General features: G+C 62.2%; 14 protein-coding genes and 3 pseudogenes. 2 read left to right on the forward strand and 15 right to left on the reverse strand.

The features are described 5' to 3' along the window. Positions 1–58: 58 nt before the first annotated feature. The 11 genes and pseudogenes from B0G76_RS27180 to B0G76_RS27230 form a co-directional block, all read right to left on the reverse strand. Complete coding sequence (locus B0G76_RS27180) at positions 59–838, reverse strand: enoyl-CoA hydratase/isomerase family protein (RefSeq protein ID WP_120295227.1); 780 nt, start codon at positions 836–838, stop codon at positions 59–61. A 64-nt stretch (positions 839–902) separates the two neighbouring features. Continuing rightward, complete coding sequence (locus tag B0G76_RS27185; protein ID WP_120295228.1) at positions 903–1,796, reverse strand: crotonase/enoyl-CoA hydratase family protein; 894 nt, start codon at positions 1,794–1,796, stop codon at positions 903–905. A gap of 44 nt (positions 1,797–1,840) precedes the next feature. After that, positions 1,841–3,373, reverse strand: a complete 1,533-nt coding sequence (locus B0G76_RS27190; protein ID WP_120295229.1) for a class I adenylate-forming enzyme family protein — start codon at positions 3,371–3,373, stop codon at positions 1,841–1,843. Between the two features lie 35 nt (positions 3,374–3,408). Next, the gene (locus B0G76_RS27195; protein WP_120295230.1) at positions 3,409–4,224 is read right to left on the reverse strand and encodes a 2-oxo acid dehydrogenase subunit E2; all 816 of its coding nucleotides are present in this window, start codon (positions 4,222–4,224) and stop codon (positions 3,409–3,411) included. A gap of 51 nt (positions 4,225–4,275) precedes the next feature. Next, a complete protein-coding gene (locus tag B0G76_RS27200; RefSeq protein WP_120295231.1) occupies positions 4,276–4,506 on the reverse strand; it encodes a biotin/lipoyl-containing protein in 231 nt (76 codons plus the stop codon). A gap of 17 nt (positions 4,507–4,523) precedes the next feature. Beyond that, positions 4,524–5,550, reverse strand: a pseudogene (locus B0G76_RS27205) (alpha-ketoacid dehydrogenase subunit beta). Continuing rightward, positions 5,547–6,533 (reverse strand): thiamine pyrophosphate-dependent dehydrogenase E1 component subunit alpha, encoded by a 987-nt coding sequence (locus B0G76_RS27210; protein WP_120296855.1) that lies wholly within the window; start codon positions 6,531–6,533, stop codon positions 5,547–5,549. The pseudogene B0G76_RS27205 and the gene B0G76_RS27210 overlap by 4 nt, the downstream one beginning before the upstream one ends. A 17-nt stretch (positions 6,534–6,550) precedes the next feature. Then, positions 6,551–8,257, reverse strand: coding sequence for an FAD-binding protein (locus B0G76_RS27215; RefSeq protein WP_259460744.1), 1,707 nt, complete (start codon positions 8,255–8,257; stop codon positions 6,551–6,553). A gap of 2 nt (positions 8,258–8,259) precedes the next feature. Beyond that, positions 8,260–9,618 carry an SRPBCC family protein gene (locus B0G76_RS27220; protein ID WP_120296857.1) on the reverse strand — a complete coding sequence of 453 codons (1,359 nt, stop codon included), beginning with the start codon at positions 9,616–9,618 and terminating at the stop codon, positions 8,260–8,262. 158 nt (positions 9,619–9,776) lie between these two features. After that, positions 9,777–10,707, reverse strand: a pseudogene (locus B0G76_RS27225) (electron transfer flavoprotein subunit alpha/FixB family protein). Between the two features lie 2 nt (positions 10,708–10,709). Continuing rightward, a pseudogene (locus B0G76_RS27230) lies at positions 10,710–11,460 on the reverse strand (electron transfer flavoprotein subunit beta/FixA family protein). Positions 11,461–11,587: 127 nt separating this feature from the next. Here B0G76_RS27230 and B0G76_RS27235 point away from each other — a divergent pair. Both B0G76_RS27235 and B0G76_RS27240 read left to right on the forward strand, forming a co-directional pair. Next, positions 11,588–12,598, forward strand: a complete 1,011-nt coding sequence (locus B0G76_RS27235) for an NAD(P)-dependent alcohol dehydrogenase (RefSeq protein ID WP_120295233.1) — start codon at positions 11,588–11,590, stop codon at positions 12,596–12,598. A gap of 54 nt (positions 12,599–12,652) precedes the next feature. Then, a complete protein-coding gene (locus B0G76_RS27240; RefSeq protein ID WP_120295234.1) occupies positions 12,653–13,465 on the forward strand; it encodes an SDR family NAD(P)-dependent oxidoreductase in 813 nt (270 codons plus the stop codon). A gap of 88 nt (positions 13,466–13,553) precedes the next feature. Here B0G76_RS27240 and B0G76_RS27245 read toward each other — a convergent pair whose 3' ends face one another. From B0G76_RS27245 to B0G76_RS27260, 4 genes are all read right to left on the reverse strand, one after another. Beyond that, positions 13,554–16,022 (reverse strand): RND family transporter, encoded by a 2,469-nt coding sequence (locus tag B0G76_RS27245; protein WP_120295235.1) that lies wholly within the window; start codon positions 16,020–16,022, stop codon positions 13,554–13,556. Between the two features lie 21 nt (positions 16,023–16,043). Further along, the gene (locus tag B0G76_RS27250; protein WP_120295236.1) at positions 16,044–17,120 is read right to left on the reverse strand and encodes a YCF48-related protein; all 1,077 of its coding nucleotides are present in this window, start codon (positions 17,118–17,120) and stop codon (positions 16,044–16,046) included. A gap of 98 nt (positions 17,121–17,218) precedes the next feature. Further along, on the reverse strand, positions 17,219–18,580 hold the full coding sequence (locus B0G76_RS27255; protein WP_120295237.1) for a DUF1329 domain-containing protein: 1,362 nt from the start codon (positions 18,578–18,580) through the stop codon (positions 17,219–17,221). 39 nt (positions 18,581–18,619) lie between these two features. Further along, entirely contained in the window at positions 18,620–20,263 is a 1,644-nt protein-coding gene (locus tag B0G76_RS27260; protein WP_183082154.1) for a DUF1302 domain-containing protein, read from the reverse strand. Between the last annotated feature and the right edge of the window lie 315 nt (positions 20,264–20,578).

Raw genomic sequence — 20,578 nt, forward strand, 5'->3', positions numbered from 1 at the left:
TTCACGGTTCGCCGTGTGCCCGCACTCAAGGCCGCTTGCGTCGGACTATGTAATCGGCCTAGCGCCCTTTGAACGTAGGCGTGCGCTTTTCGCGCGCGGCAAGCCGCCCCTCGGCGGCATCTTCGGAATTCACGGCCAGTGCCACGGAATTCAGCTCCTGAACGAGAAACTCTTCCATGCTGCCGGCGTTCGAACGGAACAACTGCTTGGTCAGCCCGATCGAGAACGTCGGCATCGCGGCCAATTCCGCTGCGAGTTCTTCAGAGGCTTGCATCAGCTTGTCGTCCTCGACCACACGATTCGCGAGGCCGCACGCCAACGCCTCCTGAGCCGTCAGCTTGCGGTTGAGATACATGATTTCCTTCGCGCGAAATTCACCGCAGTGGCGCGCGAGAAGATGCACCATACCGCCTTCCGGCAGTGTCGCTCGCATCAGGAACGCCGGAATGAACTGGGCCGTGTCCGATGCCAGCAGCAGGTCAGCGCAGAGTGCATAGCTCCATGCAATACCCACCGCCACGCCTCGTACCGCCGCAACCACCGGCTTGTCGAGGTTGTAGAGACGCAGCGCGATTTGCTGGAAGACGGCCATCGACTGGTGCGCATGCGACACGCTCATCGGCGGCGGCGCTGCGCCGCTGCCCCTGATATCGGCGCCGGCGCAAAATGCACGGCCCGCGCCCGTCAGGATGACCGCACGGATTTCCGGATCGCGCTCGATGCGATCGAGATGCGCCATCAGCATGGTCAGCATGTCCGGCGTCAACGCGTTGAGCTTCTCGGGCCGGTTCAGACAGACCGTCGCAACCGCGCCTTGCAGTGAAAATTCGACGTCCATGATTTAGCGGTCTTCAGTGGGTCAGTGGGTTGGCGCAAAGGCGCACGCGTGCCGCGCGGGCGCTTCATTCACCGCGCGCATGCAGCTTGATCATGCCGTCGCCGAAAGGCTCGTCGCGACGCCTGAGCGCTTCCTTCAGACCGTCGGCCTCCATGTCGGCCTTGAACTGCGCGCGGCGCGGTCCCTGGCTCTGATGTGCGCGCGCATCGTTTTCTACAGCAAGGCGTTGTAACGCGCGCGCCCCCGCCAGTTCAAGACCGAGGTTCACGATCCGCTTGTTCGCCGATAGCAGGTCGGTGTCGACAAAGGACAGCCGCCGCGCCAGTTCGGACACTTCCGCGTCGAGTTGATCGGCCGGTACGGCGTCCATCACGAGACCGATTCTTGCGGCGTCGCGGCCCGTCAATGAATCGCCCGACAGCAGCAGTCGTTTCGCCCACTGCGGACCGACGTGATAGAACCACATGTGCGCCGGTGGCGAACCGTTGGCACGCGTGGCCGGGAAACCGATCCGCGCGTTGTCCGCCGCCAGCACCATGTCGCACGCAAGCGCGAGGTCCGTGCCGCCCGCGAGGCAATTGCCATGCACCTGCGCGATGATCGGCTTGTGAATCTCCGCCATCAGGTTGACGGTTTCCGCCTGACGCTCCATCGACCAGCAGTCGTCGTCGAAACTGCGTACCGTGCCGCGATACTCACCCGGATCGATCTGCTCCGCCGCGCGGTCCGAGTATGTCGTGACAAGGTCGTAACCGGCGCAGAAATCCTTGCCCGCGCCGCACAAAACGATCACGTTGACCGACTTCAGATCGTCGGCCTCGAGCAGTGCCTCTTTCAACTCGCGCAGCAGGACACCGTTGATCGCATTGCGTTTGTCCGGGCGATCCAGCGTGATTCGAGCGACACGCTCGGCGACGTCGAATTGAACCCATTCTGTGCTTTTGAGCCATTTGCCCATGATTCACTCTCGTTCGAAAAAAACGGCATGGCCGCCACGCGCTTTCAGCGGCTGAAGCGCTGACGCAATACGACCTTGCTGATCTTGCCGGTCGGCAGACGTGGAAGTTCGTCGACAAACTCGATGGACTTCGGACATTTGTAGCCGGCGATCAACTCGCGGCAAAACGCGATCAGATCCGCCTCCTGAACCATTTCGCCCGCGCGCAGCACGACAATCGCCTTCACGCATTCGCCCCATTTTTCGTGCGGCACACCGATCGCCGCCGCATCGATCACCGCGGGATGCTGAAGCAACGCTTCTTCGACTTCGCGGCTGTAGATGTTTTCACCGCCCGAGATGATCATGTCTTTCTTGCGGTCGACCAGAAAGACATAGCCGTGGCTGTCCTGATAGCCCATGTCGCCGCTGCGATACCAGCCGTCCCGCAACGCTTCGACCGTCGCCACGCTGTTGTTCCAGTAACCCGCGAGTTGGGTCGCGGAACGCAGCCAGACTTCGCCGGTCTGTCCTTGCGGAAGGTCGATACCGTTATCGTCGACGATGCGCAATTCGATGCCCGGACAGGGATGGCCGACCGAAGCCAGCCGCCGGATTTCCTCCGGCGTGCCATGCGGCCGCACTTCACGTGCGGGCAGCCAGCAGGCATTGCTTTCGGTCATTCCGTACTGAACCGAAAATACCGGGCCCAGCACTTCGATGCCTCGCTGGAGCAGCGGAACAGGCACCGGCGCGGCGGCCGTCGTGATGTTCTCAATACTCGATACATCGTAGGACAGCAGCTCCGGCACATCGAGCAACGCCTGCAGCATGGCGGAGACGAGGAATGTAAACGTAATACGTTCGGCCTGGATCGTTTCGAGCATCGCCTTCGGCTCGAAGCCGCGATGCAGTACGGTCGCGCCGCCCATCCACGCGACCGCGTTCACATAGCCGATTCCACCTACATGAAACGCCGGCGTGGTTTGCAACACGCGCGAGTGCCCGGAGAATTCGGTGACGAGCGCGCAGCTCTCCGCCGTCGCGCACATTGCGCGATGCGTGCGGACCACGCCCTTCGGGCGGCCCGTCGTGCCGCTGGTGTAGATCAGATACGCAAAATCGTCTGGCTGCGAGCGGATCGGCGGTCCATCGGGCGACCCTGCCTGCATGGTGGAATCGAACGAGAGCGCCCACGACGGCGCATCACCGATGCAGATATACCGTTCGATGTCCGTCATCTGCACGCGAAGACTCTCCACCACTGTGGTGTACTGCGCCTCGAAGACCAGCACTTTCGGCGCCGCATCCTTCAGAATGTGCGAGATTTCCGCAGGCGAAAGCCGGAAATTGATGGTGGTCACCAGAAACCCGGCCCATTCGCAGGCCCGATACGTGTCGTAGTATTCGGCGCAATTCATCGCCAGCACCGCAACCCGGTCCTGGCGACGCAAGCCCTGCTGATACAGCGCGTCCGAGAAACGGCGGGCACGCTCCGCCAGCTCGCCGTGAGTCACACGCCGGTTGCCGAAAACCAGCGCTTCCTTGTCCGTATGGAAACGGGCATTGCGCTCTATCATCTCCCCAAGCGTTTTCATCTCGATCCTGTCCTTCGATGTCTGGTGTCGCGGCCTCACGCGGCAAGCGCACTCGGGTCCGCGAGCATCGTGGCGATAAAGGCCGTAAAGCGAGCCGCGTCCGCGCCGTTGATCACACGGTGGTCGTAGCTCAGCGAAAGCGGCAGCGTCTTGCGCCAGTCCACACCGCCCGCCTCGGCGGGCTGCGGCATCAGACGGGTCTTCGTTACGCCGAGAATCGCCACCTCAGGGGCATTGATGATCGGCGTGAAACCCGTGCCGCCGAGCCCGCCCAATGAACTGATCGAGAAGCAGCCGCCCGACATCTCCGCCATCGAAAGACCCTTCTCGCGCGCCTTCGCCGAGACCGCCGCCAGTTCCGCCGCCAGTTCCACGACGCTCTTCCTGTCGCAGTCTCGGAGCACCGGCACCAGCAGGCCGAAGCGCGTGTCGACCGCCACGCCAATGTGAAAGTACTTCTTCAGCACGAGGTTCTTGCCGTCGCCATCCAGCGAAGCATTGAATTGCGGAAACGCCTGCAACGCACGCACCACGGCCTTGATGAGGAACACCAGCGGCGTCAGCTTCGTCGTCGCTCCGCCTTCGTTATACGCGTTTCGAAACAGCTCGAGTATCGTGATATCGGCATCGTCCTGATGCGTGACATGCGGAATCGTCAGCCAGTTGCGCGACAGGAACGCACCTGTGAGCTTCTGTATGCGTGAAAGCGGCGTGATCTCGACGTCGCCGAACTCGGCGAAGTCGACCTGCGGCCATGGCGGCAGATTCGCGCCGATATCGGCGGGCGGCGAACCGGCGACGACGGCAGGCGCTTTGGCGGGTGGCGGCGCGGAAACGGATTCGACACTCATTGCGGATGCCTCGCTAAACGGATTCGACCAACGTGAATGACGGCCAACGGATCAGACGATTTCGGCGAGCACCGTGCCGACCGGATACACCTCGCCTATCTGGGCGACGATCTTGAGCGTTCCCGAAGCCGGCGACTCTACTTCCTGCACCGACTTGTCGCTCTCCAGCGCGTAAAGCGCCTCGCCTTCAGCGACGGTCGCGCCGTCGGGCAGCAGCCATTCGGTCAGCGTGCCTTCGTTCATCGAAAAACCCAGCTTTGGAAGCAGAACCTGTGTGGACATAAGTGTTCCCTTTAAGCTCATGAAAACTGGGACGAGGTTCGCGAACCCGTGTCGTCGAGTGTCGCGCGGATCGCTGCTTCGATCTCCGCCGCGCCCGGCACGAAGGCATCTTCGAGCGGCTTCGAAAACGGCACCGGGCAGAACTGCGAACCGACGCGCTGTACCGGCGCCTTCAGTTCACGAAACAGCGATTCATAAATACGCGACGCGATTTCCGCGCCCACGCCGAAGGGTTTGACCGCCTCGTGCACGACGACGGCGCGGCCCGTCTTCGCCACCGATGTGAGGATCGTTTCCATATCCAGCGGCGAAATGGTGCGCAAATCGATCACCTCGCACGAGATGCCGCTCTTGCCGAGTTGTTCCGCAACCGTTATCACGTCGTGCACGCGGCGGCTATAAACTGACGACTGTCACATCCGTGCCGCCGCGTACGACATTGGCCTTGCCAAGCGGAATGCGCACGCCACGCTCGGGCGTCTTGCCGGGGTTCCAGTAGGTCGGCATGTTCTCAATGAAGAGGCACGGATCGTCATCTTCGATGCAGGAAAGCATCAGGCCGTAGGCATCGGCGGGCGTGGACGGCGCCACCACCTTGAGGCCCGCGACGTGCGCGAACCACGCTTCCAGATAGTCGGCGTGCTGCCCGCCGGTGCCGAACCCCGCACCGGTCATCGTGCGAATCACGAGCGGCACGTGCGTCTGGCCGCCCGACATGAAGCGCAGCTTCGCAGCGTGATTCACGATCATGTCCATCGCGACGGCGGTGAAGTTCATCAGCATGATCTCGGCCACCGGGCGCATGCCGACGATCGACGCGCCAATCGCCGCACCGATGATCGCCTGCTCGGAAATGGGCGTCGACCTCACGCGCGAGGTGCCGTACTTCGTCGACAGCCCCTTGGTCACGCCGACGATGCCGCCTTCCTGCCCGTCGGCCACGTCCTCGCCGAGCACGATGACGTTGACGTCGGCGGCCATCGCCTCGTCGAGTGCAAGATTGACGGCCTGAATCGTATTGATGTCGGTCGCTGTCGGGCTCATGCAAGCACCTCGTCCTTGAAGATGTCGCGCCGCAGTTCGGCGACGTCCGGATAGTCGCTGGCCAGCGCGAACTCGACGGCTGCGTCGATCTCCGCGTTGTGAGCGGCTTCCATTTCCGCCAGTTGCGCTTCGCTCGCGTGCTTCGCCGCGATCAGCCAGGCGCGAAAGAGCGGCACCGGATCTTTGGCGACCCACGCCGCTTTTTCGTCCTTGTCCATGTAGGCATCCGGGTCGCCGAACACATGACCGTGAAAGCGGAACGTGTTGGCTTCGATCAGCGTCGGGCCGCCGCCGTCACGCGCCCTGTCGATCGCCTCGCGCGCCACGCGATGCATCGCGAGCGGATCGTTGCCGTCGACGGTAATGCCGGGCATCTGATACGCCACGGCGCGCTGCGCGATGTTCGGCACGGAGGTGCCATACGCGTACTTCGTGTGTTCGGCATAGCCGTTGTTCTGGCAGACGAAAACGACGGGCAGCCTCCAGACCGACGCCATGTTCAGCGACTCGTGGAACGCGCCGATGTTGGCCGCGCCGTCGCCGAAATAGGCGACCGCCACGCGCCGCTCGCCTCGAATCTGCGCGGCCAGCGCGAGACCGTTCGCGATGGGCATCGAGCTGCCTACAATCCCCGTCGTGACCATCACGCCGGACGCCGGATGCGTGACGTGCATCGGCCCGCCCTTGCCCTTGCAGGTGCCGGTGACGCGGCCACCCAGTTCGGCCCAGAGATCCTTGAGCGGCACGCCCTTGGCGATCATGTCGTGCACGCCGCGATAGATCGTGCAGATGTAGTCTTCATCGGTGAGACACACCGACACCGCCGACGGAATCGCCTCCTGCCCGCGCGGCGAGTAATACGGCATGACAAGCTTGCCGGACTTGATGACCGCGCGAAACCGCTCGTCGTTCTGCTTGATGAGCGCCATGCGCCGATAGATGTCGACCAGTACTTCGCTGCTGGGCGGTTGATGGACTTTCATGCGAAGGCCTCCTTCGATCACCAGATCGTTTGTGCGCCGCTGGCGTGCAGCGCGGCGATGTAGCCGAATACGAACGACGCGCCGATGCTGCTGCCCGCGCCGGGATAGCAGCGGCCGACTACGGACGCCGTGCAATTGCCTGTCGCGTAGAGTCCCGGAATCACCGTGCCGTCTTCTTTCAGTACGCGGGCATATTCATCCGTGACAAGTCCGCCTGCCGTGCCGACATCGCCGGGATACATGCGGACCGCGTAAAACGGCGCCTGCTCGATCGGACCGAGGTTCGGGTTCGGCTTGATGGTCGGGTCGCCGTGACAGCGGTCGAAGGCACGCGAACCGCGACCGTAATCACTGTCCACGCCGGTCGCGCAGAAGTCGTTGAAGCGCGTCACGGTCTCCTTCAGACCGGCCGCGTCGATGCCGCATTTCGCGGCCAGTTCGTCGATCGATTCCGCCTTGATCATGTAGCCGCTATCCAGCCATTGCTGCGGAATCTGGCCCTGCATCGCCGAGCCCCACGGGTAGTACTTGCGCTGACGGCTGTCCATCACCACCCAGCTCGGCACGGCCTTGCCGGTTTCCTTCTGGCGCTGGTACATGCGCTGACCGATCTCCATATAGGCGCCAGCTTCATCGCAAAAGCGCTGACCGTCCTGATCGACCATGATCGAAAACGGCAGCGACAGATCGAGGTGGTGCATGAAAGGCAGAGGCGATCCATCGGACGCGCGCGCGCCTTCAGGCAGCGTCTCGTTCGGGCCGAGCGAGGTCACGACCCACCACGCCTCTTCCATGCAATCCACCGCCCCGCCGATCGCCACGGCGGCTTCGATAATTTCGCCGGTGTCGCCAGGGTTGGCGTTCGTCCAGTGACTCGACGAAGGCTGCGGCTGATATTTGCGGCGCATCTCCGCGTTATGTGAAAAGCCGCCTGCATTCAACAACACGCCCTCTCTCGCGCGCACACGCATTTCCTGCCCGCCGCGCACCGCGACGACGCCGGTAACCCGCCCGTTCTCGATGATGAGATCGCGCACGGGCGTATCGGTCCAGATAGGAATATCCGCACGCAATGCCATTTGCAGCATGCGCCCCTGGATCGCGGCGCCGTTCGCAACCAGTTGCTTTCCCGTCACCTTCTGATACAGCATGCGGCCCGCGAGCTGCATCGCCTTGCGTTTGCCGCCCCACGTGCGCTTTAACAGGAACAACTCGGGAAACTCATTCGAGTTGGCGGGAATCGACGGCCCCTTGTAGCGCGAGAGCCTCGGCGCCCACTCGCCCAGCTCACTGATGTCGAACAGTTTGGCCAGCAACGAGCGCCCGCGTGGCTCGCCGCCGGGCAGCGTGTCGTAGTAGTCCGACCAGCCGTCGGCATAGACGAACTGCATGCCTTGCTGTTCGAGAAACTCGGCCATCTTCGGGCCCGTGCGCAAATACGCCTCGCGGCGAGCCGCCGATGTTCCGGGCCCCTGATAGCTAACTGCCGCATCGAAGTATTCGCGCGCGCGCTCGTACGAGTCCTGCACACCGTGACGCTTCATCACATGATTGTTGGGCAGCCACCAGACGCCGCCCGAGTAACCCGTCGAGCCGCCTACTTTCGCCTGCTTCTCGATGATGAGCGCCTCCTTGCCTGCCTTACTGCACGCAAGCGCCGCGCACATCGAACCCCCGCCGCTGCCGACCACCACGAAGTCATAGCTTGCATCCCAGGCGGTCATGCTCATTCCCCTTGCGCGATGAATTCCCGCAGCGCGCGGTGGAAGTTAGACACCGACGTCTCCTGCAACGGGTTCGTGCGCGAGCCCTTGAAACCACGCGATTTCATGCCCTGTTGCACGTTCGTCATGTTCTGGAAGTCCTGCCACAGGATGAGACCGAAATTCTCCAGCGCGTTCTGCTTCCAGTCGTCGACACCGTGGTAAAACTCGCGCTTGAGCGGCGGCTCGGCGCCCGGCGCGTAGCGGACCAGCGACCAGATGTCGTAAATGCAGGAGTCGGGGTTATCGCCGTCGGGCCGCGCGCGATAGAACAGCGCACCGTCCGGATACGGCAGGAAAATCAGGTTCGGGAATACATGCCAGTCCGCGCCCGCACGGCCCATCTGCTCGAACGAGATGTCGGGCCATCCCGCACCTTCGGCAACGGCTGCCTCGCGCTGGAACTCCATGGCCTTCGCCAGCACTTCGAACTGGTTGCCGTTCGGCTCCATTTCGGTCAGCAGACGTTTGGACGCTTCATAGTCGCGCGCGGAATTGATCGCCTTCAGCGTGTCTTCCATCACCTTGAAGAAATTGACCAGGCCCTGGCGCACGTCCTCCGGCATCGGCTTGCCGGTCCGCGGAGAAGGCGCGCCGATCATACGCGTGGCTGTCGCGTAGCCGAACATGCCGTGGCGTCCATAGGAAAAACTGCGGGTGACGTCGTCGCCGGCGACGTCGAGCAATTGCGGGTGCGTGGCCGAGACGTGATAGCCCTCGTTGAACGCCTCCAGAGCGACCTTCCAGTTACACGGCAGCCGGATCGACTTGCACCAGCGGTAGCGCATCTTTTCGAACTCGAAGCAGTTCGTGATTTCGGGCACCGGGTCGAGAAACTTCGCGAGCGGCTCCGCGTTCGGGTCCATGTTGATGAACACGAACCCGCCCCACGTATCCACCTGCACTTCCTGCAGGCTCAGATCGCCGTCGGTCATATCCGGGCAGCCTTCCCAGTCGCCGCGATCGAGCACGCGCGCAACGCTTCCGTCGAGGTTCCATTGCCAGCCGTGGTAGTTGCAATGAAACTTCACCGCCTTGCCGCAACCGTTCGCCAGACGCCGGCCGCGATGCTGGCAGACGTTGTAGTAGGCCTTGATCTGGCCGGCCGCGGTGCGCACCACGATGATCGACTCGCCGATCACATCGAACGTGACGTAGTCGCCGACACCAGGAATCTCTTCGAGCCGGCACGCCACCTGCCACACACGCGGCCACAGGTTGCGCGTTTCCGCGTCGAGGAACTGCTTCGACAGATAACTATCCTTGGGAACGAAATCGAGGCGGACGGCATGCCCAGCCGAACTGGAATTCGTGTCACGCATTGATATCTCCTTCATGGTGTCGCCGGCTTGTGCGCCGATTCTGGATTCTTTTTCCCGGTTCGCCGGAGACCGCGATTCGGCGCCCTGCGGGTCGGAATATCTGAACGTCGTTCAAAATACTAGACTTGCTACAAGAACGTTGTCAATCCGGATCAACGTCAGTCCAGCGCCGCCGTGAACGCCGGGACGGCCTCGAAGAGATCGGCTGCGAGACCGTAGTCAGCGACCTGAAAGATCGGCGCCTCGCTGTCCTTGTTGATCGCCACGATGACCTTCGAATCCTTCATGCCGGCCAGATGCTGGATTGCACCGGAAATGCCGACCGCAATATAAAGCTGCGGCGCAACGATCTTGCCAGTTTGCCCCACCTGGTAGTCGTTCGGCACGAAGCCCGCATCCACCGCCGCGCGCGAGGCGCCGACGGCCGCGCCGAGCTTGTCGGCGAGTGCGTCGAGCAGTCTGAAGTTATCGCCGTTCTGCATGCCGCGGCCACCGGAAACGACAATGCTCGCGGCCGCCAGTTCGGGCCGGTCCGATTTCGTCAGCTCCTGGCCGGCGAAGCGCGCCCCTTCAAACGCAGGCACTGCCGGCACGGCTTCGACTGGCGCGTTGCCTTGCGTGGGCGCGGCGTCGAAGGCGGTCGTGCGCACGCTCAGCACCTTGAGCGGATCGTCCGAGCGGACGGTGGCGAGCGCATTGCCGGCGTAAATAGGCCGCACGAACGTGTCCGCTGCCTTGATGGCGACGACTTCGGAAATCTGCGCGCAGTCGAGCAACGCGGCGACGCGCGGCATGAAATTTTTGCCGACGGCAGTCGATGCGGCAATCACATGGCTGTACGGTTGCGCGAGCGACGCCACCAGGGCCGCAAGATTTTCGGGTAGCGCATGCGCATACGCGTGCGCGTCCGCATGCAAAACCTTGCTTACGCCGCTGATTTTTCGCGGCCTCGGCCACCGCTCCCGCAGCTTCGTGGCCCGCAACCAGCAGGTGGATCTCGCCGCCGATCTGCGTCGCGGCCGTGACCGCGTTGAGCGTCGCGTGGTGCAGCGTGGCATTGTCGTGTTCGGCAATAACAAGAATGGACATGGTTAGATCACCTTGGCTTCATTGCGAAGTTTTTCGAGCAGCACCTGAACGTCGGACACCATCATTCCGCTCTTGCGCGGCGGCGGCTCAGTCACTTCCAGCACAACCAGACGCGGCTTGACGTCCACGCCGAGGGTTTCCGGCGTGAGCGTATCGAGCGGCTTCTTCTTCGCCTTCATGATGTTGGGAAGCGTCACATAGCGCGGGCTATTCAACCGCAGATCCGTGGTGACCACGGCGGGCAGATCGAGCGCGACACGTTCGAGCCCGCCGTCGATTTCGCGCGTCACGGTCAGCACGCCGTCCGCGAGTTCGGTTTTCGAGGCGAAGGTGGCTTGCGGCCAACCGAGCAGGCCGGCGAGTTTCTGGCCCGTCTGACCCGCATCGTTGTCGATGGCCTGCTTGCCGAGCAGCACCAGTTGCGGCGCCTCCCGCTCGACAATCGCCGCCACCAGCTTCGGCAACCGCGAGCGGCTGCAACTCGACAGCCGTCTCCACCAGGATCGCTCGATCGGCGCCCATCGCCAGCGCTGTGCGCAAGACCTCCTGCGACGGCGCGGTGCCTGCGGAAATCACGACGATCTCAGTGACGAGCCCGGCTTCTTTCAACTGGACTGCCTGCTCGACCGCGATTTCATCGAACGGATTCATGGCCATCTTGACGTTGGCCAGATCGACGCCGGACCCGTCGGATTTCACACGGGGCTTCACGTTGTAGTCGATCACACGCTTCACCGCGACCAGAATTTTCAATTGACGCTCCGCACAGTTTTGTGAACAATGTTCTGTATTCTGAACCACTTCTTTCTCTGCTGTCAACGACAACGATGGTCCGTCGGGTGAGGATCGCAGCAGCCGATGGACGACCAGGAGGCGACAAATGAAACTCTATCGCTGCACACGGATCGAAGGCCAGGCAAGGCTGACACTGTGCGAGGAACCCGATCCGCCGGCGCCGGGGCCGCATCAGGTCTTGATGAATGTGAATGCCAGTTCGTTGAATTTCCGCGAGTTGCTCTTTATGAGCGGCGCGTTCGGAGACCGGCTTCCGCCCAATTTCATTCCGGTTTCCGATGGGGCGGGCACGGTGATCACGGTCGGTTCAGGCGTGCGGCGCGTGAAACCCGGAGACCGCGTCGTGGCGACGTTCCATGAAAACTGGACAGGCGGCGCGATGCCTCGGCACGCGGACATGCTGGGTCGAGGCGCAGTCGTCGAAGGCATGTTGCGGGACATGGCGCTGCTCGACGAAGAAGATCTGGTTTCGATACCCGAACATCTGTCGGACGAAGAAGCCGCGACGCTGCCGTGCGCCGCCGTTACTGCATGGAATGCGCTGTGTCAGCATGCGCCGCTGGTGCCCGGCCAGACCGTGGTGGTGCAGGGAACGGGCGGCGTGTCGATCTTCGCGCTGCAGCTTGCGAAGCTGTTCGGCGCGCGGGTGATTGCCACCTCCTCGAGCGACGCGAAGCTCGCCCGGCTCGCGGCGCTGGGTGCCGATGCCGTCGTCAATTACCGGGCTACGCCGCAATGGGCGGACGCTGTGCGGGAGCATACCGGCGGCGAAGGCGCCGATCTCGTCGTCGAAGTGGGCGGGGCCGCGACGTTCGAGCAGTCAGCGGCCGCGGCGCGCAAAGGCGGACGTATCAGCGTGGTGGGCATGCTCACCGGTACGCCCGCGCCGGGCGACGGATTTTTCATGCGCGGCCTGTCTATTGCGCCGATCCACGTGGGCTCACGCGAACACTTCGAAGCCATGAATCGCGCGATCGGCTTGCACCGGCTCAAACCCGTGATCGATTCGACCTACGCGTTTGCCGACGTGCCGGGCGCGCTGGGTCACCTCGAAAGCCAGCGGCATTTCGGCAAGATCGTGATCCGGCACGGCTAGCGTTGCGCGTCAACCCCCGCGTCAACCCCATTTCACGGCAAGGAAAACTCGCCCATGAACATGTTTTCTCTCGATGACCGGATTGCGCTCGTCACGGGCGCCTCGCGCGGCCTCGGACTGGCGATGGCAGGCGCGCTGGCGAGCGCAGGCGCGACCGTGGTGCTCGCGGCCCGCTCGCGCGCCAGCCTCGACAGCGCCGCCGCGTCCATTCGCCCGGTGAGCGGCGGCAAGGGCAACAGCAATGGCAGCGGCAACGCGGTCGATGTCGAGCCCTTCGATCTCACGGATCAGGCCGCCATCGAGGCCGCCGTAAGGAATGTTCTCGCGCGTCATGGAAGGATCGACATCGTGCTGAATAACGCCGGAATCTGCGAGTGGAGCGATTTCCTGCAATCGACGCCCCAGATGTGGCGCCGCACCATGGACACCAACGTCACCGCCGCGTACCTTCTCGCGCAGCAGGTGGTCCCGTCGATGATCGAACGCGGACACGGCCGCATCATCAATGTCGGCTCATACGTGTCGGTGCTCGGGCGCGAAAAGCTGCAAGCCTATGTCGCGAGCAAGCACGCGATGGCCGGTCTTACCAAATCTCTCGGCGCGGAACTCGGGCGACATGGAATCCGCTGCAACGGCATTTGCCCGGGTTATTTCATGACCGATATGGCGGAGCCGGTCACATCGAATGCGCAAATGAAAGAGATCGTCCGCTCGCACATTTCCGTCGGGCGCTGGGGGCGTCCGGAGGAACTGGGCGGCGCCGCGGTATTCCTCGCGTCCGAGGCAAGCTCCTATATGAACGGCCAGATGCTGATGGTGGACGGCGGCGTATCGGAGATACTGAGCTTCCCGATGTCGGTGGTCTAGCCATGGTCTAGCGGCAAGCGGCGCCACAATCTGGCCGACGCCCCTCTCTTTTCGCACCGATGCACACCGATTGCACGCCGCCAGGCCATCACACGCCTTTCGAATTTTCCGCGAGAGCAATCGCGCTGCGCACCTCCGCGCGCCCGGTTTTGGACGACACCCTGCGCAGCAAAAAGTGGGACAGCGACGGAATCAGAATCAGCGCGCCGATCATATTCGTGACGAACATGAACGTGAGAAGAATGCCCATATCGGCCTGAAACTTGATTGGCGACCATGCCCACGTGACGACCCCCGCGGCCAGCGTGACGCCCACCAGCGCCACGACCTTGCCCGTGAACTGGACCGCTCGGCGATAGGCGTCGCGCAACGGCAAGCCGGCGCGCTGATAGTTGAGCTGCACGGACAGCAGATAGAGCGCGTAATCGACACCGATTCCCACGCCGAGGGCGATCACAGGCAAGGTCGCCACCTTGACGCCGATGCCCAGCATCACCATCAACGCCTGGCATAAAACCGATGTGACGACGAGCGGCACCAGTGCGACGACTGCGGCACGCCAGCTACGAAACGTAATCAGACACAGCAGCACAACCGCCGCGTAGACCAGCAGCAACATGCGGTCATTCGCTTCCTTGACGACGATGTTGGTCGCGGCATCGATACCGGCCGATCCGGCGGCGAGAAGAAATTGATGGTTCGGGTCCTTGTGCGCGTCCGCGAAACGTTGCGCCGCGTCGAGCACGCGGTTCAGTGTGGCCGCCTTATGATCGGTGAGGTAAGCGATGATCGGCATCGTGTTGCAGGCCGCGCTGATCAGGTCGGGACGATCGAGCAACACCTGGAAGAGCGAACGATTCAGAATGGACGGCGTGCGATTGATCGTGAACCACTTCGGATAACCTTCATACGCGCCGGACGTAACGAGCCGCGTGAGGGACGCGGCCGAACTCGTGGTCTGCACGCCGCTTACGTTTTGCAAGGCGATCTCGAAGCGATCGACATCGGTCAGCATCGCATAATGATCCGCATCGCAATTGGGCAGCGACGATTTGCCGACCACCACGAACATATCGCTCGACAGGCCATAGTGCGCGTTGATAAACGCATTGTCGCGGTTGTAGACCGAGTCCGCCCGCAATTCGGGCGCGCCTGCGTCGAGGTCGCCGATCTGCAGACGCTCGCTGACCGCGAAACCGGCTGCCGCCAACAGCAAGGTGACGACGATCGCCCCCGCCGCCCAGCGCCGTTCGGTAAAACGATCCAGCCAGTTCCACAGGCTCGCGACGCCCGAACGGCCGCCTGACTCGGCGCTCTCCTCGATCAGCGTGCGCTGCGCGGCCTTTGGACTCACGCCGACATACGACAGCAGGACCGGCAACAGCAACAGATTGGTGAAAACCAGCACGCCCACGCCGATGCTGGCTGTCAGCGCCAGGTCCTTGATGACCGGGATGTCGATAATCGTCAGGACAGCGAAGCCCACCATGTCGGCCATGAGCGCGGTGAGACCCGCGAGAAAGAGCCTGCGGAACGTGTAGCGTGCCGCCACGTACTTATGTGTGCCGCGCCCCACGTCCTGCAGGATGCCGTTCATTTTCTGCGCGCCATGCGACACGCCGATAGCGAAGACCAGGAACGGCACCAGCACCGAATAAGGGTCAATCACGAGACCCAGCGCCGTGACAATGCCGAGTTGCCACAGCACCGCGACGAGCGAACAGGCGACCACCAGAAACGTGCTGCGCGGGCAGCGCGTGTAAAAGAAAATCACGCCGAGCGCAATGGCCGCCGCAATGCCGAAATAGGTCATCACCTGCTTCAGGCCGTCGATCAGGTCACCGATCAGTTTTGCAAAACCGACCACATGGATGCGAATGTTGCCGTGCTGCTGCGTGTGCACCATATCGTCGAGCAGATGCGAGAAGTGCGCATAGTTGATCGGCTTGCCCGCCGCATCGCGCTCCAGCAGCGGCACCACGATCATGCTCGACTTCAGATCGTTGGCGACCAGCGAACCGGTGATACCCGCGCGCGCGATGTTGGTCCGCAGCGCGTCGATCGACGCGGGCGTGCCGTTGTACGTCGACGGCATGACCGGCCCGCCCGCGTAGCCTTTTTCAGTGACGATATTCCAGCGTACCGCCGGCATCCAGATCGATTTGACCCACGGCCGGTCGACGCCGGGCATGAGGAACACCGCATCGTTGATCTTTCTCAGCACTTCCAGGTACGCTGGGTCGTAGATGTTGCCCTGCGTGGTCTCGACGACGATCCGCAAGCTGTTGCCGAGCCCCTTCAGGTCGTTCTTGTTCGCCAGGTAGTTGCGGATGTACGCGTTCGACTGCGGAATCATCTTTTCGAAACTGGCGTTGATCTGCAGTCCGGTCGCCACCTTGATGCCGAAAATGACCGACAGCACCGTGCATAGCACAATCAGGACGAGCCGATGATTGAAAACCAGCCGCTCCAGCGCATTGCCGGATTTCGCGTCGAACGCGCTGCGCTCCCGAACCACGGGCATCGAACTAATCTGCTCATTGCTCTTACCGGCCATCTTGTGCTCCCTTTCCCGCAATCACTTGAGTACCGCGATATTCTTTACGCCCCCGGCGCCCACCACCACAATGCCGCCGCGATCGAGGCTCGTACCGTCCCAGAGCGACCAGGATTGACCCGCCGCATTCGCCGCACTGAAGCTCGCGCCGCCGTCCGTGCTGATCAGCACGCGCCCGTCCTGGCTGAACAGCACGAGCCGTCCGTCGGCCAGGCGCGCACCGCCGAGCAGACTGGCTTCGCCGGGAATGCCGACCTTGGCCCAGGTCTGGCCGCCGTCCGCGCTGCGCAACGCATTGCCGCGCAGACCATAGAGAATCAGATTCTCAGGCGAGCCGAAGATACCGAAGAAGCTGCCCTTGTACGGCACCGCAATCCTGACGAACTGCTGGCTGCCCTCGTCGAGGCGCATAACCAGCCCCTGTTCGCCGACCACGTACAGCGCATTGCCGATTCGGCGTATCGCATGCAGGTTCAGTGCGTCCTGTTCGTTTTCGGTGTGGTCGAACCAGGGTGTCCAGGTAGCGCCGCCATCATCCGTTTTGAAGATGATGTTGAATGACCCGATGATGAAGCCAGTGTGCTCGTTATCGAACCAGACCGATAGAAACGGCCGTCCCGGGCCGTCGTTGACGAAGCGTTGCGCTTCCTCGAGTCCGGCTGCGATCTTCGGGTCCGACTGGTCCCGCTTCTGGTAGTAGGCCAACATCGCGGCAGCCGCCGACCGGCCGTCGAGCTGCCTGGTCCACGTTGTCCCGCCGTCCGCGGTGTGCAATACGATGCCGTCCTGACCCGTCACCCAGCCCGCGCGCGGCGAAGCGAAATACACCGCAACGAGGTCAGAACTCACCGGCGCGGGCACCTGGCGCCAGGTCGCGCCGTTATCGTCGGAGAGGACGATCAGTCCGCGCAAGCCGACCGCGACGAGGCGGTTTCCCGCATGCGCCACGGCAAGCAGCGGCGCTGTCTGCGCGCGCGGGTTGGCCGCGGCCGGTGTGTCGATCGGATCGGCAAACGCGGCGAGCGCCGGCTGCGAAACCGTCAGCGCGAAGGTCAGCACGAGTGCCGACACTGCCGCGTTCATACAGGTGCTCAGCATTACGTCTCCTTACGCCCGCTGATAGTCGATGGCCGCAGCGGACGAAACCCGCTGCGGCCCTGCGTTTCCAGACTACGCTGCCGGCAACGCGCGAGGCATCAGCGGATGCCGGTCGATTGCATCCGTTCAGGCGTAAAGAATCCGTTAGGGAAGTCGACATTGAAGAAAATGCCGGCGGTCTCCGCAGGATGACTGCCCAGCAGATACACCCCGCTGTTGAAGTCGAAGAACCAGTTGCCGAGCGAATAGGGGACCTTGGTGTCGTAAGCCGGCACCGTGTCGGCAAAGCCGCCTCGATACAGTTTGCCCGCCTGATCGTAGGCATCCATCATGCCGCCGCCCAGATCCTCGTCGGTATAGATGATCTTCTTGCTGTAGAGGTGCCGTGCACCGGGCTTGAGCGTGAGTTCAAGCACGCGCACGCGGTGCAGTTCCCAGCGGATCAGGTTCGCATTGGGGAAATGCGGTGTCAGCATGTCCCTGTCCGAGGTCGCGTACTGCCACTTGTAGCCGTTGTACGGGATGTACATTTCCTTGGTGCCGAGCATTTTGACCTTCCAGCGATCGAGCTTGCCGTACATCAACTGGATGTCGTCCATGGTGATGACGCCCGAGTAGCCGGGGTTCGGCGTATCGTAGGAAAGGTCGGGGGCGACGCGTGTGCGGCGCTGGCCCGGCGAATATTCCCAGCCCGGCCAGTCACGCGAACTCGCGGTGTAGTCCCAGAACAGGGATGTATCGCCCTTCAGCCGCGCGGGCGCGGCGTAATCGTTCTGCACCTGATACCAGACGCCATCCGTCTTCTTGAATCCGTCCCGGCCGAGCGTGGGATCGTAGTACGGAAAATAGATCGAGCTTTTGAACGAGCCCGTCAGCACCGGGTTGCCCGAACTGTCCATCAGCCACGTATTGACGAAGTTCTTCTGCTTGGTGCCGACGTAGCGCATGATGTAATTCCAGAGCGCTTCCTCGCCGTTCTTCGGAATTGGAAAAGGAATACAGCCGAAGGCGCCTTCGATATCCTGGCCGCCGTTCGTCAGCTTGGCCTGCACCGCATTGATCTTGCAATTTTCGCCGTACCATTCCGGAAACGACGCGCTGCGATGGGTCGGATAGACCATCATCTTGTAGTCGGGAAAGCGCTTGAACAGTTCCTTGGACGACTCGCTCAGCTTGTCCGCGTTTTCCTGCCAGTTCTGCGCGGTGATCGTCAGAACCGGCTTTTCGCCGGCGAACGGGTCCATCCATTTGCCGCTATTAGGCTTGAATTCCGCGGGCGCCTTGGCAATACCGCCCGTGTATGCGGGGATCTGTCCGTCCGCGCTGGCTGCGGCTTCCGCACCGAATAGTGTGAGCGTCGTACCCAGCTTGGCGGCTTCTTCGGTCGATACTGCCGCGTGTGCAGTGGAACCATAGGTGGCGGCGATCAACACGGCCGTCAGCAACTTTGGGATGTTCATTTGCGAATGTCCTCTGAAGTACCAGATAGTCGGCTGCAATTAAAGCGTAGTCTGATAGGTGATCCCGATCCAGCCTTTGTCGGAGTACGGCGCGCCGTTGACGTTGGTCGCCGTTTTCTTCCAGTTCGTGTAACCGGTGTAGGTGAGATTCACGATGTGCTTGTTGTAGATCGTGAATTGCAGCCCCACCTGGTAGATGTTGCTGCCCTGGTTGCCGCCATCGACAGTCGGCGTATTGCCGTGGATGTTCCATTGTATGAACATCGGCAGGTCGAGATCGACGCCGGGAAACACCTGATTCCAGTGCGGTGTGAACGACACGCCGAAGGTATAGTAATTCTTCGTCGCGCAACCCAGCGCGACCGCGTCGGCGGCTTTCGTACAGGCGGCGGAGTAGCCCGGAGCGTTGAAGTTCTGCGCGCCCGACGTCACCTTGAGCAGGTGCGCCGCCGCGATTTCCATCGCGAGTGGCGCCTCGTTCCAGAGGAACGACTTGCCGAGGTATGTCGTCGTGTTGAGCAGTGCGTGTAGCGTATCGCCGCGCGCTCCTTCGAGCGTGCCCGCCGTGCCGCCGCCGCCCGAAGCCAACGGCGTATTACGCCGATACGACACTTCGGCGCCGACCGCCGTGCCGGCAATCGTGCTGTTCACGCCGAGGCCCAGCAGTTGAACCTTGTTCGCGTAGATATCCTCGGTCGTGAAATTGTTCGCGTTGAACTGAGCAAACCAGGGCGTCTTGTAGCTGAAGCGGCGATACGTCAACTCGACTGTACTCGAGAACTTTTCGAGGCGGTATTTGGTTTCGATACCGAAGTCGCCAATCTTCCCTTGCGGCCCCTTGATGTTGTAGATCGGGAAGTTCGGCCCCGCATACGCGGAGATCGGCGGGCCGTAGTCGATGGAGTCCGAACCACCGAAGTAAGTGCCACCTTCGGGATAGCGGTCGGGCGCCCATTCGAACGAATAGTAGCCGCTCAATTGCATCCGGTCGGTCAGTTGGGCCGACATGGCGACTTGCCCGGTCGGCAGCGACAGTTCCTTCAGCGACGCCCCGGGACTTTGCGTCGCGGCGATCAGGTTTTGCGGAGCCTGAGACACCGCGACCGAGTTGACGCCGCCCACGCTGCCGATCAGCGACTGGCCCCAGATTTGCGCCAGGCGCCCTACCTTGATGTCAATGGGAACGGGCCCCGCATTGACGGTGGTGAATCCGAACGCGTCGCGCACCTCGGCCGACGGTCCGATGTAGTACTTCTTGATGTAGCTCGTGTAGTTATTCCCCGGGTAGTTCGCGACACTTCCGAGGCCCGGACCGCTCTTGTCCTTTCCCGAATAGGCGGCGTCATACCAGCCCGCCATGCTGAAGCGGAAACCGGTCGTCTCCTTGTACTTGAAGTCGAACTCGCTCGTCACATCGAGCCGCGCGAGGATGGTCTGGTAGCGCCTGAAGGTGTTGTCGCCTTCGTCGTAGCTTGGGTTATTACCGATCGCCGAATCGATGCCCTGTAGCCGCAGCCCGTAGTTCGCGCGAACCGTCGTATCCAGATCCATCTGGATGTCTGGATTGGGCGTCGTGAACGTGAACGCATGCGCTCCGCTCGCAAAAGTGCCGCAAACGCCGGCCAGCAGCATCGCTTCAAAACAACGCCGGTATACGGCGCAGTCTTTGAAAATCCGATTCATTTCTGTCTCCTCCGCGAGGACATTCACACGAGTTCTATTCGTTGTATTTTTTTGATCCGACCTGGGTTCCTGCATTTCGAGCACATCTACAAATCTGAATGCTGTTCAAAATGATAAACATCGCACCTTGGGGTGTCAATAGTGTTTTCCAGTAGAAACCAGGACTCCTGCGCACAGGCGAACCCGGGCTTGGACTGGGCCGCGCGGGTTATCAGGAATCCGTCTAAAAGTCTCACGAATAGCAAGCCGATCCGCGCGGTCGGCGAACGGAAATGTCTGGCGAAATAGCGTGACGAGGCCGCCCGCGCTGCACGC

It is taken from the genome of Paraburkholderia sp. BL23I1N1 (assembly GCF_003610295.1).
Classification (GTDB): domain Bacteria; phylum Pseudomonadota; class Gammaproteobacteria; order Burkholderiales; family Burkholderiaceae; genus Paraburkholderia.